This is a genomic window from Thermomonas alba (assembly GCF_022419205.1).
In the GTDB taxonomy this organism is placed as follows: Bacteria; Pseudomonadota; Gammaproteobacteria; order Xanthomonadales; family Xanthomonadaceae; genus Thermomonas; species Thermomonas alba.
The window spans coordinates 351,741-376,873 of record NZ_JAJOZU010000001.1 but is presented as its reverse complement, the minus strand read 5'-3'; the positions used below and the strand labels follow the sequence as shown (position 1 = coordinate 376,873).

General features: G+C 68.7%; 21 protein-coding genes and 4 pseudogenes. 10 read left to right on the top strand and 15 right to left on the bottom strand.

Annotation, left to right across the window (positions count from 1 at the left end; translation table 11 throughout):
• Positions 1–55 precede the first annotated feature (55 nt).
• Genes ML342_RS01820 through ML342_RS01805 form a run of 4 tightly spaced genes read left to right on the top strand, consistent with a single transcriptional unit; the run spans position 56 to position 2,257 of the window.
• Positions 56–214, top strand: coding sequence for a hypothetical protein (locus ML342_RS01820; protein ID WP_240125195.1), 159 nt, complete (start codon positions 56–58; stop codon positions 212–214).
• Complete coding sequence (locus ML342_RS01815) at positions 211–822, top strand: LOG family protein (protein ID WP_240125194.1); 612 nt, start codon at positions 211–213, stop codon at positions 820–822. Before ML342_RS01820 ends, ML342_RS01815 begins: the two co-directional genes overlap by 4 nt.
• A complete protein-coding gene (locus ML342_RS01810) occupies positions 819–1,829 on the top strand; it encodes a YhdH/YhfP family quinone oxidoreductase (protein WP_240125193.1) in 1,011 nt (336 codons plus the stop codon). The genes ML342_RS01815 and ML342_RS01810 overlap by 4 nt, the downstream gene beginning before the upstream one ends.
• Before the next feature lie 59 nt (positions 1,830–1,888).
• Positions 1,889–2,257: a response regulator gene (locus ML342_RS01805; protein ID WP_240125192.1), complete on the top strand. Its 369-nt coding sequence runs from the start codon at positions 1,889–1,891 to the stop codon at positions 2,255–2,257.
• 257 nt (positions 2,258–2,514) lie between these two features.
• Here ML342_RS01805 and ML342_RS01800 read toward each other — a convergent pair whose 3' ends face one another.
• On the bottom strand, positions 2,515–3,423 hold the full coding sequence (locus ML342_RS01800) for a DnaJ C-terminal domain-containing protein (RefSeq protein ID WP_240125191.1): 909 nt from the start codon (positions 3,421–3,423) through the stop codon (positions 2,515–2,517).
• 157 nt (positions 3,424–3,580) lie between these two features.
• Complete coding sequence (locus ML342_RS01795) at positions 3,581–4,075, bottom strand: Hsp20/alpha crystallin family protein (protein WP_240125190.1); 495 nt, start codon at positions 4,073–4,075, stop codon at positions 3,581–3,583.
• 139 nt (positions 4,076–4,214) lie between these two features.
• On the opposite strand from ML342_RS01795, the gene ML342_RS01790 reads away from it, so the two are divergent.
• Entirely contained in the window at positions 4,215–4,700 is a 486-nt protein-coding gene (locus ML342_RS01790) for a peroxiredoxin (RefSeq protein ID WP_240125189.1), read from the top strand.
• Between the two features lie 23 nt (positions 4,701–4,723).
• On the opposite strand, the gene ML342_RS01785 is transcribed toward ML342_RS01790, so the two are convergent.
• The 11 genes and pseudogenes from ML342_RS01785 to ML342_RS01745 all read right to left on the bottom strand — a co-directional run bounded on the left by ML342_RS01785 (position 4,724) and on the right by ML342_RS01745 (position 18,672).
• A complete protein-coding gene (locus ML342_RS01785) occupies positions 4,724–5,623 on the bottom strand; it encodes an HDOD domain-containing protein (RefSeq protein WP_240125188.1) in 900 nt (299 codons plus the stop codon).
• Between the two features lie 323 nt (positions 5,624–5,946).
• On the bottom strand, positions 5,947–8,523 hold the full coding sequence (gene gyrA, locus ML342_RS01780) for a DNA gyrase subunit A (protein ID WP_240125187.1): 2,577 nt from the start codon (positions 8,521–8,523) through the stop codon (positions 5,947–5,949).
• Between the two features lie 217 nt (positions 8,524–8,740).
• Entirely contained in the window at positions 8,741–9,814 is a 1,074-nt protein-coding gene (gene mtnA, locus ML342_RS01775) for an S-methyl-5-thioribose-1-phosphate isomerase (RefSeq protein WP_240125186.1), read from the bottom strand.
• A 37-nt stretch (positions 9,815–9,851) separates the two neighbouring features.
• Complete coding sequence (locus ML342_RS11990; RefSeq protein WP_369408257.1) at positions 9,852–9,956, bottom strand: DUF3011 domain-containing protein; 105 nt, start codon at positions 9,954–9,956, stop codon at positions 9,852–9,854.
• Positions 9,957–10,128: 172 nt separating this feature from the next.
• Entirely contained in the window at positions 10,129–11,115 is a 987-nt protein-coding gene (gene epmA / locus ML342_RS01770; RefSeq protein WP_240125185.1) for an EF-P lysine aminoacylase EpmA, read from the bottom strand.
• Positions 11,112–11,333: pseudogene (locus ML342_RS12030) on the bottom strand (BRCT domain-containing protein); the annotation flags it as partial. The gene epmA and the pseudogene ML342_RS12030, both read right to left, overlap by 4 nt.
• 203 nt (positions 11,334–11,536) lie before the next feature.
• A pseudogene (gene ligA / locus ML342_RS01765) lies at positions 11,537–13,451 on the bottom strand (NAD-dependent DNA ligase LigA); the annotation flags it as partial.
• A gap of 78 nt (positions 13,452–13,529) precedes the next feature.
• Positions 13,530–14,249, bottom strand: a complete 720-nt coding sequence (gene zipA, locus ML342_RS01760; RefSeq protein WP_240125183.1) for a cell division protein ZipA — start codon at positions 14,247–14,249, stop codon at positions 13,530–13,532.
• Between the two features lie 22 nt (positions 14,250–14,271).
• Positions 14,272–17,778: a chromosome segregation protein SMC gene (gene smc, locus ML342_RS01755; protein WP_240125182.1), complete on the bottom strand. Its 3,507-nt coding sequence runs from the start codon at positions 17,776–17,778 to the stop codon at positions 14,272–14,274.
• Positions 17,779–18,064: 286 nt separating this feature from the next.
• Entirely contained in the window at positions 18,065–18,376 is a 312-nt protein-coding gene (locus ML342_RS01750; RefSeq protein ID WP_240125181.1) for a BolA family protein, read from the bottom strand.
• Positions 18,373–18,672, bottom strand: coding sequence for a YciI family protein (locus ML342_RS01745; protein WP_240125180.1), 300 nt, complete (start codon positions 18,670–18,672; stop codon positions 18,373–18,375). The genes ML342_RS01750 and ML342_RS01745 overlap by 4 nt, the downstream gene beginning before the upstream one ends.
• 354 nt (positions 18,673–19,026) lie before the next feature.
• Between ML342_RS01745 and ML342_RS01740 the strand changes: the two genes are divergently transcribed.
• The 5 genes and pseudogenes from ML342_RS01740 (at position 19,027) to ML342_RS01720 (ending at position 23,578) form a co-directional block, all read left to right on the top strand.
• Positions 19,027–19,902, top strand: coding sequence for a segregation and condensation protein A (locus tag ML342_RS01740; RefSeq protein ID WP_240125179.1), 876 nt, complete (start codon positions 19,027–19,029; stop codon positions 19,900–19,902).
• Positions 19,903–20,023: 121 nt separating this feature from the next.
• Positions 20,024–20,797, top strand: a pseudogene (gene scpB, locus ML342_RS01735) (SMC-Scp complex subunit ScpB); the annotation flags it as partial.
• Positions 20,797–22,281: pseudogene (gene rluB / locus ML342_RS01730) on the top strand (23S rRNA pseudouridine(2605) synthase RluB); the annotation flags it as partial. The pseudogenes scpB and rluB, both read left to right, overlap by 1 nt.
• The gene (locus tag ML342_RS01725; RefSeq protein WP_240125177.1) at positions 22,193–22,573 is read left to right on the top strand and encodes a hypothetical protein; all 381 of its coding nucleotides are present in this window, start codon (positions 22,193–22,195) and stop codon (positions 22,571–22,573) included. The pseudogene rluB and the gene ML342_RS01725, both read left to right, overlap by 89 nt.
• A 132-nt stretch (positions 22,574–22,705) precedes the next feature.
• Complete coding sequence (locus ML342_RS01720) at positions 22,706–23,578, top strand: pirin family protein (protein ID WP_240125176.1); 873 nt, start codon at positions 22,706–22,708, stop codon at positions 23,576–23,578.
• A 102-nt stretch (positions 23,579–23,680) separates the two neighbouring features.
• On the opposite strand, the gene tpx is transcribed toward ML342_RS01720, so the two are convergent.
• Positions 23,681–24,181, bottom strand: a complete 501-nt coding sequence (tpx, locus tag ML342_RS01715) for a thiol peroxidase (RefSeq protein WP_240125175.1) — start codon at positions 24,179–24,181, stop codon at positions 23,681–23,683.
• A 76-nt stretch (positions 24,182–24,257) separates the two neighbouring features.
• Positions 24,258–25,058 (bottom strand): amidohydrolase, encoded by an 801-nt coding sequence (locus tag ML342_RS01710; RefSeq protein ID WP_240125354.1) that lies wholly within the window; start codon positions 25,056–25,058, stop codon positions 24,258–24,260.
• Positions 25,059–25,133 lie beyond the last annotated feature (75 nt).

Below are 25,133 nucleotides of genomic sequence, written 5' to 3'. Positions count from 1 at the left end.
CGTCCCCGGACGGCGCCCGCGTGGCGCCGTTCGCATTTCGAGGCTGAATGCACCGATGCCCCTGCAGTTCCTGCTCAAGACGATCATCACGGTGGCGCTGGTGCTGCTCGCCTCGGGCCTGGCCAAGCGCCCCGGCCTGCTCGCCGCGCTGGCCGGGTTCGCCGGCATGAGCGCGGTGCAGTTCCTGCTCACCCATTTCAAGGCTCACGGATGAAAACCCTCTGCGCCTATTGCGGTTCCAATGCCGGCAGTGATCCGGCCTATGCCAGCCAGGCGCGCGCCCTCGGCAAGCGCCTGGCGCGCGACGGCATCACGCTGGTGTATGGCGGCGGCAACGTCGGACTGATGGGCATCATCGCGGATGCGGTTCTCGCAGAAGGCGGCGAAGTGATCGGCGTCATCCCGCAGCAGCTGGTGGACTGGGAAGTGGCGCACAAGGGCCTGACCCGGCTGGAAGTGGTCGACTCCATGCACACCCGCAAGGCGCGGATGTTCGAACTGGCCGACGGCTTCGTCGCCCTGCCCGGCGGCTTCGGCACCCTGGACGAGATGTTCGAGATGCTGACCTGGCGCCAGCTGGGCCTCGGCAAGAAGCCGTGCGCTTTCCTCGACGTGAACGGCTTCTGGCAGCCGCTGATGGCGATGCTGGATACCATGGTGCGCGAGCGCTTCCTGCATCCGGAGCAACGCGCCGACATGTTTCACGGCAGCGACATCGACGCCATGCTGGCCTGGATGCGCACCTATGTGCCGGCGCAGGCCGACAAGTGGCTGGACGAGAAGCGCCGCTCGCAGCTCAAGCTCACCTCGGAGGACGTATGAGCATCCCCACCCGTTTCCGCGCCTTCCGCATCCACGGCGACGACGGCCAGGGCGGCTATCGCAGTGGCCTTGAAACCATCGCGCTCGATGATCTCAATCCCGGCGAAGTCGTCATCCGGACGGCCTACTCCTCGGTCAACTACAAGGACGCGCTGGCCGGCACCGGCAAAGGCAAGATCCTGCGCGCGTTCCCGCTGGTCGGTGGCATCGATGTCGCCGGCCACGTGGTCGCCTCCACCGATCCTGCGTTCAAGGAAGGCGATGCGGTGTTGGTGACCGGCAGCGGGCTGTCGGAAACCCGCGACGGCGGCTATGCGGAATACGCGCGACTGGACGCACGCTGGGTGATTCCGCTGCCGACAGGGCTGACCCTGCGCGAAGCGATGATCCTGGGCACCGCCGGGTTCACCGCCGGGCTGGCATTGCTGCGCATGATCGAGAACCGGCAGACGCCGGAACTGGGCCCGCTGGCGGTCACCGGCGCCACCGGCGGCGTCGGCTCGCTGGCGATCGCGATCTTCCGCAAGGCCGGCTTTGCCGTGCATGCGATCAGCGGCAAGCCGGAACATGCCGACTACCTGAAATCTCTGGGCGCCAGCGCCGTGCTGGGCCGCGATGCGCTCGCGACTACTCGCCCCATGGAGTCGGCACGTTTCGGCGGTGGTCTCGACAACGTAGGCGGGCCGATGCTGGCCAGCCTGCTGGCGCAAACCGCGCCTTACGGCAACGTCGCCAGCTGTGGGCTGGCCGCCTCGCCAGAGCTGCACGCCACGGTGATGCCCTTCATCATCCGCGGGGTATCGCTGCTGGGCGTGGCCTCGGCCGGCACCGCGCGCGCCATCCGCGACGAGGTGTGGCGGCGGCTGGCCCGTGACTGGAAACCCGAATCGCTGGATGCGATCTGCACTCGCGAAGTCCCCCTCGAAGCGCTGCCGGAAGTGTTCTCCACCATGCTTGCCGGCGGCTCGCTGGGGCGTACCGTGGTGCGCATCGCACCTTCTGCCTAGGTTGCTTGCAGGCGGCCAGCCGGTCGCTACAATCGACGAAGAAACCCCGGGGACTGTCCATGGCACGCATCCTGATCGTCGATGATTCGCCCTCTCAGCTGATGAGCATCCGTCGCATCGTGGAAAAGCTCGGCCACGAAGCGCTCACCGCCGAGGATGGGGCGGCCGGGGTAGAAGCCGCCAAGCGCGAGTTGCCCGACCTGATCCTGATGGACGTGGTGATGCCCAACCTCAACGGGTTCCAGGCTACCCGCTCGATCACCCGCGACCCCGCAACCAAGCACATCCCGGTCATCCTCGTCACCACCAAAGACCAGGACACCGACCGCGTGTGGGGCATGCGCCAGGGCGCCAAGGCCTACATCACCAAGCCGTTCAGCGAAGCCGAGCTGTCCCAGACGATCGGTCAATATCTGGGCGGAGCCTGAGCAACCCAGCCCGCAACCACGTCTGCGCGCGTTGCAGGGAACGGCCGGGCGCCAAAGAGCCTCTGATCAACTCGGAGATTCCCGTCGGCCACAGATGGCCGGCCACGCATTCATCATGCACGTGATGGATGCGCGTGCGCCCAGTCCGGGCCGGTGCCGGGCTCTAGATCGAACCGCTACTGAAGGTGGGGGAACGCCGGGCTGACAACGCCTGGATGGCGTCGTTCAGACCTTCCTAACGAGAGGAAAGGCGCCGCTCAGCTGCGGCGCCAGTCTTTCCCGAACGCGTCGCGCATGGCGACGTAGGCTTTGCGCTGGGCCTCGGTATGCGCCTTCGGCGCCAGGATCTCCAACTCCACGATTTGGTCGCCCGCCGGCTGCCCGTTGCTACCTGGCAGGCCGCGGCCACGTAGGCGCAGCTTGCGACCGCCTTCGGAATCCGGCGGGATCTTCACTTCCACAGGGCCTCCGAGGGTCGGCACACTGAGAGAGGCGCCGAGCGCAGCCTCCCACGGCGCCACTGGCAGCGTGTAGAGGATGTTGCGGCCATCGACCTCGAATTGCGGATCGGCCGCGTATTCGATTTCGAGTAGCAGATCTCCCCCGCCGCGCCCCTGCTTGGCGAGGCGAATCACCTGCCCCGGGCGAATGCCCTTGGGGATGCGCACGTCCAGGGTCTTGCCGTTGACCGTCACGCGCACGCTGCTGCCTTCATACACGGCCTTCAGCGGCACCGCGAGCCGGGCGCGGGTATCGCCACTGTGGCCCGCGCCCGAACGACCAGCGCGACCGCCTGGGCCGCCGCGCCCGAACAGACTCTCGAAGAAATCGGAGAATCCGCCGCCAGCGCCACCGCCAGCGAAGATTTCTTCGAAATCGAAGTCCGGCTGCCCGCCGGCACCGCGATGGAAGCCGCCCGGCGGCGGCCGGATCTCATCGCCCGGACGATAGCCGCCGGCACGCAGCTGGTCATAGGCGGCGCGCTTCTGCGGGTCGCGCAGCACTTCGTAGGCCTCGTTGACCGCCTTGAACCGCTCCTCGGCGTCTTTTTCCGTGCTCACATCGGGGTGGTACTTGCGCGCCAACCGTCGATAGGCAGTCTTGATCTCTGCCTCGCCCGCGCTGGGCTCTACCCCGAGCGTCGCGTAGTAATCCTTGAATTCCATGCCAAGCCGCTTCCAGTTCGATTCGATGAGAAGCCGATGCGAGTTCGCGCCGGCGCAGGCGGCGCCATAGCGCCCCACAAAAGCTACGGCCCGCGAACATCACGGGCCGTAGTCTAGACGCAAGCGCTAGCAACCGGTGACCGTCAAGCGCACTTTTTCAGGAAACGCGGCCCTCCGGCTTGCCGACATGAATCCGGCGCGGGGTGGTCTCCGGCCGCTTGGGAATGCTGATCTCCAGCACGCCGTTGTAGCCCTGCGCGGTGATCGCATCGGGATCGGCGCTGTCGGGCAGCGCGAAACGACGGTGGAACATGCCGTAGCGGCGCTCGATCCGGCTGTAGCGCTCGCTGTGGTGTTCGGCCTCGCTCTTGCGCTCGCCCTTGATGGACAAAATGCCCTTGTCCATCATGATTTCCACATCGTTCGGATCGATGCCCGGCAAGTCGGCCAGGATCACGAAACGATTGTCCTCTTCCCGGATGTCCACCCGTGGTGTCCACTCGCTGGTCACCACCGAAGAACCATCGGCGAAGTCGCCGATCTGGAAGAACCGCTCGAACAACTGGCGCACGTCATCCGGAAACGCAGACTGGCTCAGACGACGCGGCGCTTGCGCAAGGCGCGGATCATTCGTATGAGTGATCGAATTCATGGCATCCTCCTCCTGACGGGTTGCGGCTCTGCACCACTGCCGCGAGCGCTAAATGGGAGCGAGGCCCGGCGCGGTCAAGAGCAGGCATGCGGCTGCGCGCGCCCCAGTCAGGATTTTTTCAGTGATGCGAGGATGGCCAATGACGATCCGAATCGGCGAGCGTATTCCAGAAGCGGTGCTGCAGTACATCGACGGCCGCGGCATCCACAAGGTGGATACCCACACGCTATTCGACCATCGCAAGCTGGTGCTGTTTTCCGTGCCGGGGGCGTTCACCCCGACCTGCTCGGAACGACATCTGCCCAGCTATGTCCAGCATTTCGATGCCTTCCGCGCGCGCGGCATCACGCTGGCATGCATGGCCGTGAATGATGCCTTCGTGATGCAAGCCTGGGGACGCGCCCAGGGCGTGCCGGATGGCCTGCTCCTGTTGGCCGACGGCAATGCGGACTTCACCCGCGCGCTGGGGCTTGAAATGGACGCCAGCGGCTATGGCATGGGGCTGCGCAGCAAGCGCTTCGCCCTGTACGCCGAGAATGGCATCGTCAAGGGCCTGTGGGTGGAGGCCCCTGGCGAATACCGGGTATCTTCGGCCGAGCACGTGCTGGCCCATCTGCCGGACTGAAGCCGGCAGCGCGTGCGGGCCTGCTAATCCTGGGCGTGCAGACGCCGCCAGATCGACCCGAGATCATCCTGCAGCCCGCGCTGGTCGGCCCAGGCTTGCAGCAGGGCCAGCCCCTGCTCCGGCGTCCAGCGCCCCGCGTGGCAATGCATGGCGAGCGCAGCCAGCATGCGCCCGCTGCGTAGCGCACACCCGACCGGATCCGTCGGCATGCGCTCGCCGCGCTGCGCCTCGAGCGCCGCCTCGATGCGCGGCGGCAGTTCCCAGCTTTGGGCGATACGGTGCGCCACCGGCGCGGCCTGCTCTTCCAGGATCTGTGCCACGGCCATCGCATCCGGCGTCAGTTGCGGGTTCTCCCGCAGCAGCTGCACGACCACGAGCATGCCCAGCCCATGCAGCAACGCCGCCATCTGGGCGACCAGTGCGGCATCCGCGTCCTGGCGCGTGCGCGCCAGATCGGCTGCGATATCAGCCGTCAGCCGGGTATGTTCCCAAATGACCTCCGGCAAACGCCGCAGCGGGCCGACTCCCACCGACAGCACCGGCTGCAGCAGCGCATCGAGCAATACTTGGCGCATTCCGTCCAGGCCGAGCAAGGCAGCGGCCCGCGGCAGATTCTCCACGACGCTCTCCTGCACCCGGTAGTAGGCGCTGTTGGCAATCCGCAGCAGATTGGCCGACAGCGCCGGATCTTCGCTTACGATCTGCACGATCTGATCGAGCCCGACCTCCGGATCGTTGAAGGCGCGCATCAACCGGGGCAACAGCTGCGGGCGGCGCGGCAGATGGCGCGCCAGGAACTGCGGGCGCGACAGCAGGTGGGCACAGGCCGTGGCGATCGCCGCGCGGGCCGCCTCGTCGGCAGAAGGCGCGATTCCGTCTCTCAGCGAGGATTCCACCGCAGAGGCCAGCAGGTCGCGGGTCAACTCGCGTCCACTGGGCGGCGCCGGCGCGGCTGCAGCGTCAGCAGCGCGGTCTCGATTCCCGTCTGCCTCGGCCGAGGGCGGCGGATGCATTGCCGCGACTACGGATGGCGCGCTACGCGAGGCCGCCGCGCCCGTGCCGCGGCGCAGTCGCCATGCCGCGATGCCGGCCAGCGCCAGCACGCTCCCCGCAACCGCGGCCCACCCCCACGTGTCCATCGGCTCCCATGCTCCGCATCCGTCGATCCGACTACAGGCTATCGCATGCGCGGTGGGCGCGGCAGCCGACACGCCCTCCTGCAGCGCCCCCCCCCCGGGGACGGGGATCAGTCGGCGTTTGCCTGATCGCCGTCGCCCTCGGTGTCGGCATCGGAATCGAAGCTGGCGTCCACCCGTTCGATCGCCTGCAGCTTCTCGCCCTCGGCCAGCCGCATCAGGGTGACGCCCTGGGTGTTGCGACCCACCTGCGAAATCTCGGCCGCGCGCGTGCGCACCAGGGTGCCGCCATCGGAGATCAGCAGCACGTCATGGTGGTCGGAAAGCTGGATCGCGCCGATCAGTGCGCCGTTGCGCTCGCTGGTCTTCATCGCGATCACGCCCTGGGTGCCGCGGCCTTTCTTCGGGAACTCCGCAAGCGCGGTGCGCTTGCCATAGCCATGCTCGCTGGCGGTGAGGATGTCACCCTCGCCCTCCACCACGATCAGGCTGACCACGCGCTCGCCCTCGGCCAGCCGCATTCCACGCACGCCGGCCGCCGCCCGCCCCATCGCGCGCACCTCGCCCTCATCGAAACGCACGGCCTTGCCGTTGCTGGCGAACAACATGATGTCGCGCGCGCCGTCGGTCAGCGCCGCGCCGATGAGCGCATCGCCCTCGTCCAGGCTGATCGCGATCTTGCCGCGCGCCAGTTTGAATGCGAACTCGGTCAGCGCGGTCTTCTTCACCGTGCCGTTCGCGGTGGCGAAGAATACGAACTTGCCCTCTTCGTACGCGCGCACCGGCAGTACTGCCTGCACCTTCTCGCCCTCTTCCAGCGGGATCCAGTTGATGATCGGGCGCCCGCGCGCGTTCGGCCCGGCCTCCGGCAGCTGATACACCGGCAGCCAGAACACGCGGCCGCGGCTGGTGAAGGTCAGCAGCGTGTCGTGGGTATTCACCAGCCACAGCTGGTCGATGAAGTCCTCGTCCTTGGTCGCCGCCGCGTTGCGCCCCTTGCCGCCGCGCCTCTGCGCGCGGTAGGCGGTGGCCGGCTGGCGCTTGGCGTAGCCGGCGTGGGACAGGGTGACCACCACGTCTTCCGGCGCGATCAGGTCGAGGATGTCCAGATCTTCCTCGGAAGCGCGGATCTCGCTGCGGCGCGGATCACCGAACTCGGCCTTGAGCGCACGCAGCTCCTCACGGATCACCTCCAGCAGCACGTCCGGGTTTTCGAGGATGCGGATCAGCCCGGCGATCTCCTCCAGCAGCTGGCGGTATTCGTCGGTGAGCTTCTCCTGCTCCAGCCCGGTCAGGCGGTGCAGGCGCATCTCCAGGATCTGCTGGGCCTGGGTGTCGGTGAGCTGGTAGCCCTCCGCCAGCAGGCCCACGCCGGCCGGCAGGTCCTCCGGACGCGAAGCCTCCGCGCCTGCCGCGGCCAGCAGGCTGCCGACCAGGCCCGGCTGCCAGGTGCGCGCCAGCATGCGTTCCTTGGCGACCTGCGGGTTCTCCGAGGTCTTGATCAGCTCGATCATCGCGTCGATGTTGGCTAGCGCGACGGTCAGGCCTTCGAGGATGTGGGCGCGGGCGCGCGCCTTGCGCAGCTCGAAGATGGTGCGGCGGGTCACCACCTCGCGGCGGTGGCGCACGAAGGCCTGAAGGATCTGCTTGAGGTTCAGCAGCTGCGGGCGGCCATCGACCAGCGCCACCATGTTGATGCCGAACACCGACTCCATCTGGGTCTGCGCGTACAGGTTGTTGAGCACGACCTCGGCCGACTCGCCGCGCTTGACCTCGATGTAGATGCGCATGCCGTCCTTGTCGGACTCGTCGCGCAGCTCGCTGATGCCCTCGAGCTTCTTCTCCTTCACCAGCTCGGCGATCTTCTCGATCAGCCGCGCCTTGTTCACCTGGTAGGGGATCTCGGTGACGATGATCGACTCGCGGCCGTTATCGGCCACCTCGATCTCGGCTTTGGCGCGGATGCGCACGCGACCCTTGCCGGTGCGGTACGCGACATGGATGCCACCGACGCCGTTGATGATGCCGGCGGTGGGGAAGTCCGGGCCCGGGATGAATTCCATCAGGCCGTCGATGTCGATGTCCGGGTTGTCGATCAGCGCGATCGTCGCGTCCACCACCTCGCCGAGGTTGTGCGGCGGGATGTTGGTCGCCATGCCGACCGCGATGCCGGCCGAACCATTGACCAGCAGGTTCGGCACCCGGGTCGGCATGACCGTGGGTTCGAGCTCCTTCTCGTCGTAGTTGGGCTGGAAATCGACCGTGTCCTTGTCGATGTCGGCGATCAACTCGTGCGCCAGACGCGACATGCGCGCTTCGGTATAGCGCATGGCGGCTGCCGAATCACCGTCGATCGAGCCGAAGTTACCCTGGCCATCCACCAGCAGATAGCGCAGGGAGAACGGCTGCGCCATGCGCACCAGGGTGTCATACACCGCGCTGTCGCCGTGCGGGTGGTATTTACCGATGACGTCGCCGACGATGCGCGCCGACTTGTAATAGGGCTTGTTGCTATGCGCGCCCAGCTCGTTCATCGCGTGCAGCACGCGCCGGTGCACCGGCTTGAGGCCATCCCGCACGTCCGGCAGCGCGCGCCCGACGATCACGCTCATGGCGTAATCGAGGTAGCTGCGCCGCATCTCGTCTTCCAGCTTGACGGGGATGATTTCCTTGGCGAGATCGGCCATCGTAGGTGCGGTTCCTGTCGCGAATCTGGGTCGGGATTGCGAGCCCACGCCAGAGGCGCGGAAACGGCATCCGCGCGCGCATCAGGCGGGGCTCGAGCAAGCCTTGGATTGTATCATCCGCCGCCTCTCAAAGCACCCGGATTTCACCGGAAAAATCAATCGCTTGCGCGGAAAGCTGCGACCCGTGCCGGGCACCTTGCCGGCAGCGGCCGACGCCTCAGCCGAACAGCGCGCGCATGCGCGCTGCATCGGGCTGCTCGACCACGCCGCGCTCGGTGACGATGGCATCGATGAGTGCGTGCGGGGTGACGTCGAATACCGGGTTCCAGGCGCGCACGCCCGTGGCGACCACCCGCTCGCCACGGAAGCTCAGCAACTCGGCCGGGTCGCGCTCCTCGATCTCGATCGCATCGCCCGCCGCGGTCGCCATGTCCACGGTCGAAGACGGCGCCACCACCATCACCTTCACCCCGTGGTGCTTGGCCGCGATCGCCAGCTGGTAGGTGCCGATCTTGTTGGCGGTATCGCCATTGGCGCAAATGCGGTCGGCGCCGACCACCACCCACTGCACTTGTCCGGTCTTCATCAGGTGTGCGGCGGCGGAATCGGCGATCAGGGTGGCGTCGATCCCGTCCTGCATCAGCTCCCACACGGTCAGGCGCGCGCCCTGGTTCCAGGGGCGGGTTTCGGTGGCGAACACGCGCGCGACGCGGCCGGCGGCGACGCCAGCGCGGATCACGCCGAGCGCGGTACCGAAGCCGGCGGTGGCCAGCGAGCCGGTATTGCAGTGGGTCAGCACCCCGCTGGCGGGCGCGAGCAAGGCGGCGCCGAGCGCGCCCATGCGGCGGTTGGCGGCCAGGTCCTCACGCTCGATCGCCTGCGCCTCGCGCTCCAGCGCGGCGCGCCAGTCGCCATCGGCCGTCGCCAGCGCGCGGCGCATGCGCGCCAGCGCCCACATCAGATTGACCGCGGTCGGCCGCGCCGCATTCAAACGCTGCAAGGCCGGCTCCAGCTGATGCAGCGCCGTCTGCGCGCGGGTTACCTCGATGCTGCGTGCGGCCAGCACGACGCCCCAGGCGGCCGCGATCCCGATCGCGGGTGCGCCACGCACCACCAGCTTGGCGATGGCCTCGGCCACCTCATCGCTGCTGCGGCAGACTTCATGCACCACGGAAAACGGCAGCAACCGTTGATCCAGCAGCTCCAGCGCCTCGCCGGTCCAGCGGATCGGGCGGACGTGGTCATAACGGTCGAAGTCGAGATCGGCGAGTGCAAGCGCGGTATCGGTCATCCGCGCATTTAACCACGGACCCGAGCCTGCGCCCCACTCAGCGACTGCTGCGGAACTCGGCGCGGCAGCCCTGCGCAACCCAAACCACGCCGCGGCCGTAGCCCCAGGTGAGATCCTCGATACGGCGGCTCCGCGCGTTCACCGCAGGTCAGGCATATACGCGGAACCACCCGTGGTTCGGCTCGCCACGCGCGCCTCGCCGCCACGACAGTCGCCACGCTCCGCCGAGGTGCCATCCCGTCCCCAAACTTCTGCGCCGTCCCGCCTGGATCTCCATATGCCATTCAGCGATCGCCCTCCCGTCGCGTGGCGTCTCACGCGCGAGCGAAATCGAACGCCAGCACATCCGCGATGCGGTCGGTTCTAAGCAGCGCCATCAGCAGCCGATCCACGCCCAGCGCCACCCCGGCACATTCCGGAAGGCCGTTGGCGAGCGCCGCCAGCAGCGCCTGATCCATCGGTACGGCCGGCAGTCCGCGCGCCGCGCGCACGCGACCGTCGCGCTCGAAGCGGGCGCGCTGCTCACCGGCATCCAGCAGCTCGTGGTAGCCATTGGCCAGCTCCAGCGACCCCAGGTACAGCTCGAAGCGTTCGGCCACCGGTGGATCGCCTTCGCGGATGCGCGCCAGCGCCGCCTGTGAGGCCGGCCAGTCATGCACCGCCAGCAGGGTGTCGGCATCGAACGCCGGCTGCAGGCGATGGGTCATCAGCAGGTCCAGCCAGTCGTCGCGGTTTAGCCCGGCAGGGTCGATGACGACATCGCCCAGCGCCGCGTGCAGTTCGCCCGCATCTGCGGTGAATGGATCCAGTCCCAGGCGGTCGCGGTAGAGGTCGCGGAAGGTCGTCACCCGCAGCGTCGCCGTGCGCCCCACCAGCGCCAGCGCCTCACGCACCAGCGCCACCGTCTCGTCCAGCAGGCGCAAGTGGTCCCAGCCGACGCGATACCACTCCAGCATGGTGAACTCGGGGTTGTGGCGGCCGCCGGCCTCACCGTCGCGGAACACCCGCCCGAGCTCGTAGCAGTCGCCGATGCCGGCCGCCAGCAGGCGCTTGAGCGCGAACTCGGGCGAGGTGCGCAGCCAGCGCGTGCGCGGCGCGCCATCGGTGCGTCCGCAGAACTCCAGCGCGAACGAGGCGATGTTCGGCTCGGTGTTGCCGGCGCGCGACAGCACCGGGGTTTCGACTTCCAGCACGCCACGCGCATGGAAGAACTCGCGCGCCAGGCGGTTGAAGCTGGCACGCAGGCGCAGCGCCTCTACGCTCGCCGTCGGCGGCCAGTCGCATCCCCCGATGCCGCTCATGCCTGCTCCGTCAGGAAGGCGAGTAGCCTGGCCTCATCCCAGACAGGCACGCCCAGTTCCTCCGCCTTGGCCAGCTTGGAGCCGGCCTCGGCCCCGGCCACCACGAAGCTGGTCTTCCTGGATACGCTGCCGGCCACCCTGGCGCCGAGCGCTTCGAGTTTCTCCTTGGCCTGCTCGCGACCCATCGAGGCCAGCGTGCCGGTCAGCACCACGGTCTGGCCGGCAAGCGGGCCCGCCGCCTGCACCGCCTGCGCAGGCAGGCGCGCGCGCAGCGATGCCTGCGCCTCGGCGCTGCGCAGCAGCAGGGCGGCATTGGCCTCCACCTCCAGCCACGCGGCCAACGCCTCGGCAGCCTCCTCCGGCAAGCCGGCGCGGACGAGCGCAGGCAGCGGCGCGTCCAGCAGCGCCTGCGCAGTGCCAAACGCCGCCCCTAGCTGCGCAGCGCGCAGGGCGGTGACTTTGGGAATCTCCAGATCCGCCAGCAACGTCGCCAAATCCAGCCCGTCGCGCAGGCGCGGATCGGGCATGTGTTGGTCGCGAATGCGCACGCCGCGCGCGAGCAGGCGGTCGATCACCTGCTGGTTGCCGGGCTGGTCGAAGAAATGCCCGATCGAACGCGCCACCTCGCCACCCACGTCGGGCACGCGCTTGAGCAGCGGCCACGGCAGGTGGCGGATCAGCGCAAGGTCGCCGAACCACTGCGCCAGCGCCTTGGCCGTGCTCTCGCCGACGTGCGGGATCCCGAGCGCGTACAGGAACCGCGCCAGAGTGGTCTCACGGCTGCGGTCGATCGCTTCGATCAGATTCTCCGCCCACTTGGTGGCCACGCGCCCGGCCTTGACCACCTCCGGCACGCTGCCGTCGCGTTCGTCCGCGCGTCGCTTCATGTCCAGCAGGTCGTGCAGCGTCAGCCGATACAGATCGGAGACGTCGCGCAGGTAGCCGAACTCCACCAGCGATTCGATATGGCGCTCGCCCAGCCCGTCGATGTCCATCGCGCGCCGCGAGGCGAAGTGGAACACCGCCTGCACCCGCTGCGCCGGACAGCTGAGCTCGCCGGAGCAGCGCCACACCGCCGCTCCCTCTTCGCGCACCAGTTCCGCGCCGCACACCGGGCAGTGGGTCGGCATCTGCCAGGGCACGGTTCCCGCCGGCCGCCGCGAACGCACCACCTGCACCACCTCCGGGATCACATCCCCGGCGCGGCGCACGATCACGGCATCGCCCACGCGCACGTCCAGCCGCGCGACGTGATCGGCATTGTGCAACGTGGCGCGGGTGACGGTGACGCCGCCCACCTGCACCGGGCGCATCAGCGCCCACGGGGTCACCGCGCCAGTGCGGCCGACGCTGACCTCGATCGACTCCACCACGGTGACCTGCTCCTGCGCCGGAAACTTGTGCGCGATCGCCCAGCGCGGCGCACGCGCGACGAAGCCCATCTCGCGCTGGCCTGCGTAGTCATCCAGCTTGTACACCACGCCATCGATGTCGAACGCCAGGCCGTCGCGGGCCGCGCCGATGCGGCGGTAGTAGTCGAGCAGACCGTCCAGGCCGCGCACCACCTCCACCAGATCGCTGACCGGAAAGCCCCAGTCGCGCAGCCGCGCCAGAGTGGCCGAATGGGTATCCGGCAACGCCCCACCCTCGACCTGGCCGATGCCATAGGCATAAAAACTCAGCGGGCGCTGCGCGGTCACCGCCGGGTCCTGCTGGCGCAGCGAGCCGGCCGCGCCGTTGCGCGGGTTGGCCAGCACCTTGCCGCCATGCAGGCGGGCATGTTCGTTCCAACGCTCGAAGTCGGCGCGCGCCATGTACACCTCGCCGCGCACCTCCAGCACCTGCGGCCAGCCCGCGCCCTGCAGCCGCCGCGGGATGACGGAAATCGTGCGCAGATTGGCGGTGACGTCTTCGCCGGTGGCACCGTCGCCGCGGGTCGCGCCCTGCACGAACAGGCCGTCTTCGTAGCGCAGGCTGACCGCCAGTCCGTCGAGCTTGGGCTCGGCCGAGAACACCAGGTCGTCGCGCCCGAGCCGCTCCTGGATGCGCCGCACGAAATCTGCCACTTCGGCGTCGCTGAAGGCATTGTTCAGCGACAGCATCGGCACTGCGTGCACGACCTGGGCAAAGCGCCCGGAAGGGGTCGCGCCGACCTTGCGGGTCGGTGAGTCCGGGCTGGCCAGCTCGGGATGCGCGCGCTCCAGCGCTTCCAGCTCGCGCACCAGCGCGTCGTATTCGGCATCCGGGATGTCGGGATCGTCCAGCTCGTGATAGCGCCGGTTGGCGTCCTCGATGCGCTGGCGAAGCGCGATGATGCGGGCAGCGATGTCAGTCATGGCCCAGATTGTCGCCTGCCCTGCCGCCGCTCCCCAAGCCCTGGACTGGGCGAGACTGGAGCGCGCATGGCCTGCGCTTCACCAGCGCGTGGACTTGCCCAGCGGCGGCGCGGCATGCTGACGGTCGTAGGCACGCAGCTCCTCGCGGATATGCTGGATGCGCTGGCGCCCGAGCGCATTGCGCTCCTCGTCCAGCACCACGCCATCGAGCAGAGCCGCCATGCGCTGCGCTGCCGGCTCCATGGCCTCCCACGCATCCAGTGCTGGCACCGGCGCTGGCAGGGTCAGGAAAAACGCGATCGCCGGTGTCTCCAGCTCGGCGATACGCGCCATATCGAAGCTGCCGGGCTTGAGGATATTGGCCACGCTGAAGATCGGCCCCAGCTCCGGGCGGCCGTCCACCAGGCGGTGGAACACGTCCATGTAGCCAAAGGTGAGCCCCGCCTTCTCGGCCGCGACCACGATGTCCGTGCCGCGCAGGGTGCAGCCGGCCTTGGCAGCCACATACAGAGTCAGGATGCGATCGAACTGATCATGGGGGCGGCGGCCGGGCGGCTCGCGCTCCGGCGCTGGCGCCGGCAGCGGCAACTCGTCCTGTGCCACCGCCGCCGCTTCCCGCTCCCCCGCCTCCTGCTCCGCAGACGCCACTGACTCGGGGGCCGCGCGCCGGTCTGCCGCAGCCCGCGGCACGCGACGGCCCTGACCATCGTGACGGTTGCGGCCGAAGTAAATGATCGCGCCCAGCAGCAGCGACATCGCCACTGCGATGCCGATTCGAAGCAGGGTCATGTCCGACATCCGAATGCCCTCCTGAAGCAGGTCATGCCGCGCCGGCCAGGCGCGCGGCTTCGGCCAGATCCACCGACACCAGGCGCGAAACGCCCGGCTCGCGCATGGTCACGCCCAACAGCTGGTGCGCCGCTTCCATGGTCGCCTTGTTGTGGGTCACGAACAGGAACTGTACCTGCTCGCTCATCTCACTGACCATCGCGGTGAAGCGACCGACATTGGCCTCGTCCAGCGGCGCGTCCACCTCGTCGAGCAGGCAGAACGGCGCCGGGTTCAGACGGAAGATCGAGAACACCAGCGCCACCGCGGTCATCGCCTTTTCACCGCCGGACAGCAGCGAAATGTTCGACACGCGCTTGCCTGGCGGGCGCGCCATGATCGCCACACCGGTATCCAGCAGATCCTCGCCGGTGAGCTCGAGATAGGCATGGCCGCCGCCGAACAGGCGCGGATACAGCTCCTGCATCCCCGCATTGACACGATCGAAGGTGTCCTTGAAACGGCCGCGGGTTTCGCGGTCGATCTTGCGGATGGCCTCCTCCAGCGTCTCCAGCGCAACCCGCAAATCGGCATCCTGGGCATCCAGATATTCCTTGCGCTGGGCCGCTTCGGCGTGCTCGGCAATGGCGGCCAGATTGACCGGCTCCAGCCGCCGCAGGCGCGCGTCCAGATCCGCCACCGCGCGCTCCCAGACGGCGGGGTCAGCATCCGCGGGCAGTGCGTCGAGCAAGTCCTGCAGCACGAAACCGGCCTCGGCGACTGCGGCGGAAAACTGTTCGGCCTTGAGCGCGAGCGCCTGCTGCGCCAGCCTGCGCTGGGCGATCGCCTCGCGCTGCGCGAGCGCCTGCGCATCGCGCTGCTGGCGCACCTGTTCGTACTGGCGCAGCTCGGCATCGATGCCATCGAGCAAAGACCGCGCCTGCGCCAGCTCGCGCTCGACGCGCACCCGCTCTTCCAGCGCCACCTGCCGTTCCGCCTCCAGCGCCTGGACCGGCGCGTCGCCCTCGGCCAACTGCGCAGCGAGCTCCTCCAGGCGCGCATCCAGCTGGCCGCGCTGACCGCCCATGCGTTCCAGCGCCTGCGCCAGCGCCACCGCCTGCACGCGCTGCGACTCCAGGGTCAAGGCCAGCGCGTGTGCCGCGTCGCGCGCCTCACGCGCAGCGATACGCGCGGCTTCGCGCCGGTCGGAGAGATAGCGGCGCTCGTTTTCCAGCGTCTGCCGGGCCGACTCCAGGTTGCCCATGCGCGCGAGCGCTTCCTCGATCCGCACACGGGCTTCGGCTGCCTGCTCCTTGTGGCTGTGCAGCGCCTCCTCCAACTGCGCCAGCTCCGCGTCGATGCGCGCGATGCGGTTGCGCGCCGTCTCCAGCCGGCCCTGCTGGCTCTGCAGCCGGCCCGCCAGTTCCGAGACGCTGCGGTGCGCCATGTACAGCTGGCGCTGGACGTCCTCGCGCTGCTGCTCCGCGGCCAGATGGGCGTCGCGCAGCTGCGCCAGATTGGCCTCCAGCGCGCGCTCGCGCTGGACGTGCTGCTCGATTTCCGCGCGCAGCGCCTGGATTTCTTTCTCACGCAGCAGCGCCCCCTGCTGGGCCGCGCCGGACCGAGCGATGCGCACCCAGCCGTCACCCAGGCGCTCGCCATTGCGGGTGATGACCGACTCGCCCTCGCCCAGCGTCGATTGCAGCGCCCGCGCCTCGGGCAAGGTCTCGGCGGCATGCAGGCGCGCCAGCAGCGACCGAATCGCACGCGGACCACGGACCTTGGCCGCCAGCGAAGTCGGAGGATAGACGGCGTCATCCCCCTCCGCGCCTGCCACCAACGCGAGACGGCCTTCACCGAGTTCGCCGAGGGCGTCGATCAACTGCTCGGGCGCATCCACGATCACGGCTTCGATCAGCTGGCCCAGGGCGGTCTCGACCGCGTTCTCCCAGCCGGGCTCCACCTGCAGACGCTCGCCGACGCGCGCGGCGTCCAGCAGCCCGTGCGCCTGCAGCCATTGCCTTGCGGCCCCTTGTTCTTGCCCGAGCGCGGCGGCCTGCAAGGTCTCCAGCGAGGCCAGCCGACCGCGCGCAGTCTGCGCCTGCTTGCGCAGTTCCGCTAGCTCTGCCTGCACGGCGCGCTGGCGTTCCTGCACGTCGGCGGTCGCCTGACGGCGGGCCTCGACCTCGGCACTGAGCATCTCCAGCCGCTCGCGCTGCTCGTCATGCTGCTGCTGCAGCTGATCGAATCCGTCGGTGAGGACGTCCAGATCGAGGCTGGCGCGCTCCTCGCGCAGCTGCTGACGGCGGCGATCGGCCTCCAGGATCTGGCGATCCAGGTGTTCGATCCGGGTGCGCTCGACGTCGCACGCCCGGGCGGCGTCGGCCTGCTCGCGACTATGCGCGTCCCAGCGCTGCTGCCAGTCCGCCAGCCGCGCCTCGGCCTCGCGCAGCGCCTCCTGACGCTGCAGGTCTTCTTCCTGCAGCAGTTCCAGCCGCGGCTCCGCTTCGGCCAGCGCGGCTTTCAGTGCGTCGAGCTTCTGCTGGTCACCGCTGATGTGATGACCAAGCTCGATCAATGCCGCCTGCGCCTCATCACGCGCCCGCTGCAAGCGGATCGACAGTTCGCGTTGATGGGCGATCTGCTGCTCCACTCGGGCCAGGGTGCTGCCCACCTGATAGACCGCCGCCTGCGCCGCATTCAACGCCTCGCTCGCCGCCTCGCGGCGTACGCGCCCGGCTTCCAGCACGCTCTCGGCATGCCGCTGCTCGGCGACCAGCTGTTCCAGCCGGGTTTCCTCCTGCGCGAGCTGCTCGCGTAGCGCGCGCAACTGGCCGTCCAGCGCGCGGAACTCGAGCGCCTTCCACTCGGCTTCCTTGATTCTGCGTTCGGCCTGGATCGCGTTGTACTGCTCGGCCTGGCGCGCCTGCCGGGCGAGATGCTGGAGTTGCTTGTCCACCTCCTCGCGCAGATCGTTCAGACGATCCAGATTCTCGCGGGTATGGCGGATGCGGGCCTCGGTCTCTTTTCGACGCTCCTTGTACTTGGAGATGCCTGCGGCTTCCTCCAGATAGATTCGCAGTTCCTCGGGCCGCGCCTCGATGACCTGCGAGATCATGCCCTGCTCGATGATCGAATAGCTGCGCGGCCCCAGGCCGGTACCCAGGAACAGGTCGGTGATATCGCGCCGGCGGCATTTGCTGCCATTGAGGTAATACGCGCTCTGGCCGTCACGGCTGACCGTGCGCTTGACCGAAATCTCGTTGAACGCGGCGTACTCGCCGGTGATGGTGTGATCGGAGTTATCGAAGATCAGCTCGACGCTGGCCTGCGACACCGGCTTGCGCGCCGAGCTGCCGGAGAAGATCACGTCGGTCAGCGAATCGCCGCGCAGGCGGCTGGCCGCGCTCTCGCCCATCACCCAGCGGATGGCGTCGATGATGTTCGACTTGCCGCAGCCGTTCGGACCGACGATGCCGGTCATGTTGGTCGGCAGATGCAAGGTGGTCGGATCGACGAACGATTTGAAGCCGGACAGCTTGATGGTGGAAAGGCGCATGCGCGTCGGTTAGCCCTGGCGGCGCCGCCGCGCCGCCCGTTACGAAGATGGAACGAATACTCCTCCAGGAAGGTCTGAACAACGCCATCCGAGCGTTGTCAGCCGCCGCCGAGTCCGGCACGAGCCCGGACTCGGCTCACACGCATCGATCACTTACATGACGGATGCGTGGCCGGCCCTCCATGGCCGGCGGAAACCTCTGCGTTGATCAGAGGTCCCTGAATGTCGGATCCACCCAGAGGAAGTGGACTGGCACGCAGGTGCCGTCGAGCGAGTATAGCCGGGGTCAATCGCCCTCGCCTGGCGCCCTGGCAGTGATCGCCAGGGCGTGGATGTCAGTGCGCAGCATCTCGCCGAGCGCGGCATGAACCATCCGGTGTCGGGCCAGCAGCGGCTTGCCGACAAATGCGGCGCTGACGATCTCGACCCGGAAATGCCCCAACCCGCCGCGCGCGCCGGCATGCCCGGCGTGACGGTGGCTGTCGTCATGCACCTTGAGCGCCAGCGGCGCCAGCGCCTCCGTGAGCAACGCGCGAATGCGCTCCACCCGCGCCGGATTGAGCCGCGGGATGTCAGCCTCGGTCCAGCCCGGGCTCATGGCAGCACCTTGCGGAACGGCCGCACCTCGACCCGCGCGTACACGCCCGCCGCGACGTACGGATCGGCCTCGGCCCAGGCGCGCGCCTCCTCCAAGGAGTCGAACTCGGCGATCACGATGCTTCCCGAAAAGCCGGCTGGACCTGGATCCTCCGCATCGATCGCGGGACACGGCCCCGCCAGCAACAGGCGGCCGGCATCGCGCAGTGCGTGCAGCCGCGCCAGATGCGCAGGCCGTGCCTGCTGCCGCTGGGGCAACACGTCTTGCCCGTCAAAGCCTTCGATCGCATACCACATGGCGTGCCTGCTCCATGAACCAATGCCGCCATTGTACGGCCCGCCAGTGGACAGCCGCCGCGGCAACCCGTACCCTTCATTCCTCGTGTCAGGCCGGTCCATGCGGTCCGCGCGGCCAACCGGCTCCCCACGCCGCTGCGCGCCCGCCGATCCGGCCGCCCGCCACCTGCTTCGCTGCGCCTTAAATCAAGGACCGCAAGCGCGCAGGCAGGGCGGATCGCGGCAAGCGCGACATGATCCGGCCCTCGACGGCCTTCGCCAGATCCATGCTGTGGCCCGGAGGGGGCCGCAAACCAGATGACATCCGAATCCAGCAGCGGCCCGGTGGCCGATGCCCGCGCCCAGAATCCGAGCATGCGCCACGATCCGCAGGCCATCCCACAGCAGCAGGAAATGCCGCTGGCGATCGTGCTCGGGCAGCCGGTGGTGGAAATCCCCAAGGATCTCTACATTCCGCCGGACGCGCTGGAGGTGATTCTCGACGCCTTCGAAGGCCCGCTGGACCTGCTGCTGTACCTGATCCGCCGGCAGAACCTGGACATCCTGGACATCCCGGTCGCGGAGATCACCCGGCAGTACGTGGACTACATCCAGGCCATGCACGAAATGCGCTTCGAGCTGGCCGCCGAGTATCTGGTGATGGCGGCGATCCTGGCCGAGATCAAATCGCGCATGCTGCTGCCGCGCCCTCCCAGCGAGGACGGCGAAGAGGAAGACCCGCGCGCAGAACTGGTGCGCCGGCTGCAGGAATACGAGCGCTACAAGAAAGCCGCCGAGGACCTGGACGCGCTACCACGCCTGGAGCGCGACACCAGCGTGGCCTGCGCCCACGTGCCCGACCGTGCGGCGGTGCGCCTGCCGCCGCCGGTGGAGCTGCGCGAGATGCTGCTGGCCCTGCACGAGGTGCTCAAGCGCGCCGAGCTGTTCACCCAGCATGCGATCAAGCGTGATGCGCTCAGCGTGCGCCAGCGCATGGGCGAACTGCTGCAGCGCCTGGCCGGCGGCGCGTTCCACCGATTCGAATCGCTGTTCGCCCCCGAGGAAGGCAAACTCGGCGTGGTCGTCACCTTCCTCGGCCTGCTGACCCTGGCCAAGGAGCAACTGATCGACATCGTGCAGGAGGCACCGCTGGCCCCGATTTACGTGAAATCGCTGGCGAGCGCCGCCACCCCTACCGCGGTGGATGCGCTGTCCTCGGAATTCGATGATGACGACGGTGCGCAGGCATGAATCGCCGCGACCGTCGCCCCCGCGCAGGCAGGGCCCCAGCGCCGCGCAGACCGGCCGCCCATGTTGGCAGTCAGGCTGACGGCCTTCCATGCGCGGCACCCAAGCACCAAGGCAATCGCACATGACCGAGCTCGACCAAACTCTCGTCACCCGCATCGTCGAAGCGGCGCTGCTGGCGTCGCAGCAGCCGCTCAGCCTGGTCCAGCTCAAGGGCCTGTTCACCCTGGACGAGCCGATTCCGGACAATGCCGTGGAAAACGCGCTGCTGGAACTCCAAGCGGCCTGCGAGACGCGCGGCGTGGAGCTGGTGGAAGTGGCGTCCGGCTGGCGTTTCCAGGTCAAGCCCGACGTCCACCCTTGGGTGGCGCGGCTATGGACCGAACGCCAGACCAAATACACCCGCGCCACTTTGGAGACCCTGGCGCTGATTGCCTACCGCCAGCCGATCACCCGCGGCGAGATCGAGCAAATCCGCGGCGTGGCGGTCAACAGCAGCATCATCAAGACGCTGGAGGAACGCGGCTGGATTCGCGTGGTCGGCCACCGCGACGTGCCGGGCAAACCCGAGTTGCTGGCCACCACCAAGGCGTTCCTCGACTATTTCGGCCTCAAGCGGCTCGACGAGCTTCCGCCGCTGTCGGAACTGAAAGACCTCGGTGAGCTGGAGCCACAACTGTCGCTGGAACCAGCGATTCCGGCCAGCGCGCCGGATACCGCGGCACAGGCCGACGCAGACGACGGCGTGCAGCCGTCGGCGTCCAGCGATGCCGATATCCGGCAACACGGCCCGGAAATGGCCGAAGCGACCGCGACCGCAGACATCCCTGAAGAACTCCCATCCAACGTACCCCCCCACAGAGACGACGCGGACGCCGCATCGTCGGAGCAAACCCCATGAGCACTACCGAACAGACCCGCCGCCCGCTCAGCCTCAAGCGTGCCGTCGCCGCCGATGCCAACACTCCGCGCATCAGCGAGCGTCTGCACAAGGTCCTGGCACAGGCCGGCCTCGGCTCGCGCCGCGCGCTGGAACAGCGCATCGCCGCCGGGCTGGTCAAGGTCAACGGCGAGATCGCGCAGACCGGCATGAGCATCACCGGCGGCGACAAGATCGAAATCGACGGCAAGACCTTCGTCGCCACCGCCCTGAGCGACCCGCCGCGGGTACTGATGTACAACAAGCCGGAAGGCGAGGTCACCACCCGCGAAGATCCCGAAGGGCGGCCGACCGTGTTCGATTCCCTGCCGGCGCTGAAGGGCGCGCGCTGGATCGCGATCGGCCGCCTCGACATCAACACCAGCGGACTGCTGCTGCTCACCACCGATGGCGAGCTGGCCAATGCGATGATGCATCCCAGCCACGAAGTCGAGCGCGAATACGTCTGCCGGGTGCGTCCTCCGGAAGGTGAAGCGCATGTCTCCGACAAGATCGTGGATCGCCTGGCGCGCGGCGTCGCGCTGGAGGATGGCCCGGCCAAGTTCGACGAAATCGAACGGATCGGCGCCAGCGATTCGCACGACTGGTTCCGGGTCGTGGTCAAGGAAGGCCGCAACCGCGAAGTGCGCCGCCTGTGGGAATCGCAGGGCTGCCAGGTCTCGCGCTTGAAGCGCATTCGCTACGGACAGGTGCGGCTGCCGCAGCCGCTGCTGCGCGGGCAGTCGCAGGAACTACCGCAGGCCGAAGTCGATGCGCTGCGCAAGGCAGTCGGGCTGGAGGATGGCCCGCCCTCTGCATTGACGCTGATGCCGGTGCTGGGCCAACGCAAGGCCAGCAAGACCGTGATTGCCGGCAACGCACGCGGGCAGGGCTATGTGGGCGGCCATACCACCGTCGATGAAAGCCGCGAACTGCGCCGCTTCGACCAGCTGCGCGAGGAGCGCGGCCGGCGCGGCGGCAAGAAGCCGGGCGGTGGCCTGACCGTGACCGGCGAAATGGCCGCAAAGCAACGCGACAAGCGGCTCAAGGTGAAAGGCCCGCGGCAGCCGGGGCAGCGCATGAAGCCGGGCGAGCAGCGCGGTGAAAATCCGGCGGCGCTGCGCACCTGGTACGTGCCGGACGGCGTGGACACCGGTCCGTCCGGCCATCGCAACCCCGGTCAGCGCGGCCCCAGGAAATCTGGCTCGCAGCGCGCGCCCAAGCCTGGAGGCCGTTCCGGCCAGGCCCTGCACCTGCCGTCGGATCACGCCCATGGCAGCGGCTTCAACCCCTACGGCGCACCGCCGAAACAGCCCCGCGGCGGCAAGCCCCGCGCCGGGAACCGCGGCCCGCGCGGCGGGAACCGCTGAGGCCATGCCTGCGGTGCTGCTCGGGCTGTGGCTGGCCGCCGCGCAAGCGGCGGCCCCGGCCGACCTGGAATACATCGACGCCAAACGCCTCGCCGATGCCGACGAGGCCGGCGTGACCGGGCCGGCACACGCGGCGATGCTGGCCGCGCAGCAGTCCCTGCTGAATGCCGGGGTGGCGGAGTGCGCGCTGGGCCGGCCGCAGACCGACTTCAGCCCGTTCACCATCGTCATGCGCCTGGATGCCGAGGGCCGGGTGCAGCAGACCTGGCGCCAGGGCAGTTCGCCGCTGGCGATCTGCCTGCAGCGCTACGTGCGCGAGAAGACCGTGTTCGCGCCGCCGAAAGCGCCGTTCTACACCGCGCTGGACATCAGTTTCACCAAATAGCGCCGCCCCCGCGCGGGCATGGCGTCACGGATGCAACGATCCGTCGCCCGTCGGCCTCGTTGAACGCCTCCGCCGTGGCCTCCATGCTGCATAGGCCTTGCGGCAGCTGCGTGCCGCCATCGGAGCCTGTCCATGCACAAGCAGATCCTCGAAATCACCAGCGCCCCCGGCCGCCACTGGGTCGGCAACGGCTTCCCCGTGCATGGGATGTTCGGCTACAGCGGCCCCGGCGTGGCAGCACGCAGCCCGTTCCTGCTGCTGGACTACGCGGCCCCCACCCATTTTTCGCCCACCCGCGAGCGCCGCGGGGTCGGCCAGCACCCGCACCGCGGGTTCGAGACCGTGACCATCGTGTACGCGGGCGAAGTGGAGCACCGCGACTCCGCCGGCAACGGCGGCGTGATCGGGCCGGGCGACGTGCAGTGGATGACCGCCGCCGGCGGTATCCTGCACGAGGAGTTCCACTCCAGCGCGTACGCCGCGCAGGGCGGGCCGTTCGAGATGGTGCAGCTGTGGGTCAACCTGCCCGCCAGGCACAAACTCGGCCCGCCGGGCTATCAAAGCCTTCGGGATGCGCAGATTCCTGCGATCGCCCTGCCCGAGCGCGCCGGCACCGCGCGCATCATCGCCGGCGAATACGCGGGCCAGCGCGGCCCCGCGCGCACCTTCACCCCGATGAACGTGTGGGACCTGCGCCTGGCCGCCGGCAAGACGCTGGAGCTGCCGCAGCCGGAGGGCTGGACCACGCTGCTGGTGGTGCTGGACGGCACCATCCAGCTGAACGGCACGCAAGTGCTGCGCCCGGCGCAGATGGCCACGCTGTCCACCGCGGGCACTGGCATCACGATCGAGACCAGCGGCGATGCCAAGCTGCTGCTGCTCGCCGGCGAGCCGATCGACGAGCCGGTGGTCGGCTACGGCCCGTTCGTGATGAACAGCCAGCAGGAAATCCTGCAGGCCATCGCGGATTTCAACAGCGGCCGCTTCGGCACCCTCGCCTCTTGACGCCGCGCGTCCGCATGGGAGCCAGCGCCCGGCGATGGCGCCAGCGCCTGCTCGCGGCGAGGGCTATCGCCCGTCGACCGGCAAGCCCGGGCACTGCGCTGGTCAGCCCAGCGCGGCCAGCGCGGCGGCGTAGTCCGGCTCCTGGGTGATCTCCGGCACCAGCTGCACATGGCGCACGGTGTCGTCGGCGTCCAGCACGATCACCGCGCGCGCCGCCAGGCCGGCCAGCGGGCCGTCTTCCAACTCCACCCCGTAATCGCGCAGAAAGCCGCGCCCGCGCAGGGTGGACAGCATCACCACGCTGTCGATCCCTTCGGCACCGCAGAAACGCGCCTGCGCGAACGGCAGGTCGGCGGAGATGCACAGCACCACGGTGTCGGCCAGCTTGGCGGCGTCCTGGTTGAAGTGGCGCACCGAAGCCGCGCACACGCCGGTATCCACGCTCGGGAAGATGTTGAGCAGCTTGCGCTTGCCGGCGAAATCGGTGAGCGAGCGGTCGGCCAGATCGGTGCCGACCAGAGTGAACGCCGGCGCCTTGCTGCCGACGGCCGGGAGCTGGCCGCCGACACGGACCGGGTTGCCTTTGAGGGTGACGCTGGACATGCGGGACTCCTGGGGATTGGCGGGAGATGAAAAGCGTAGCGGCGGGGGGTCGCCGCCGCGTGCAGGGCATCCCGGATCAGGGCAAAAGCTCGAACCGATCGGCATCCTGCAATGCTGGAAAATGCCGGCGATGCGCCAGCAGTTCGGCCGCCTGCAGGGTGGTGGTGACCACCACCGGCTCGTCCATGCATTCGCTGACCGGCTGGCCGAGGAAGTCGATCACCGCGCTGTCGCCGCTGTAGTGCAGGCCGTTGCCATCGGTGCCGACCCGGTTCACGCCGACGACAAAGCACAGGTTCTCGATCGCGCGCGCGCGCAGCAGGGTCTTCCACGGATAGGCGCGGGCCGACGGCCAGTTGGCGACATACAGCGCCAGGTCGTAGTCGGCCAGGCCGGCGCGCGCTGGATCATGGCGGTTGCGCGAGAACACCGGAAAGCGCAGGTCGTAGCAGACCTGCAGCAAAATTCGCCAGCCCTTCCACTCCACCACCACGCGCTCGCGCCCGGGCGCGTAGCGCTCGTGCTCACGGGCGAAGGTGAACAGGTGGCGCTTGTCGTAATGCACAAGCTTGCCGTCCGGGGTGGCCAGCAGCAGGCGGTTGAACACGCCCTCCGGCGTGCGGATCTGCACGCTGCCGGCGACCGCCGCATCCAGCGCCGCCGCCTGCGCGCGCATCCAGGCCACGGTCGGGCCGTCCATGCCCTCGGCGCGCGCGATCGCCTCGTTCGAGAAGCCGCTGGTGAAGGTCTCCGGCAGCACCACCAGGTCGGTCAGCCCGTGCAGCGGCGCGATCAGCGCGCCGTAGTAGGCGCGGTTGGCGTCCGGATCGTGCCAGCGGGTCTCGCCCTGGACGAGGGAGACGCGCAGGTCGGGCAGTTCGGCAGACATGGGAGACGGTCGCTCGTGGGGTGGGATGCCGGACCCGATTGTTCCATCTGCGGGCGCAGAAGG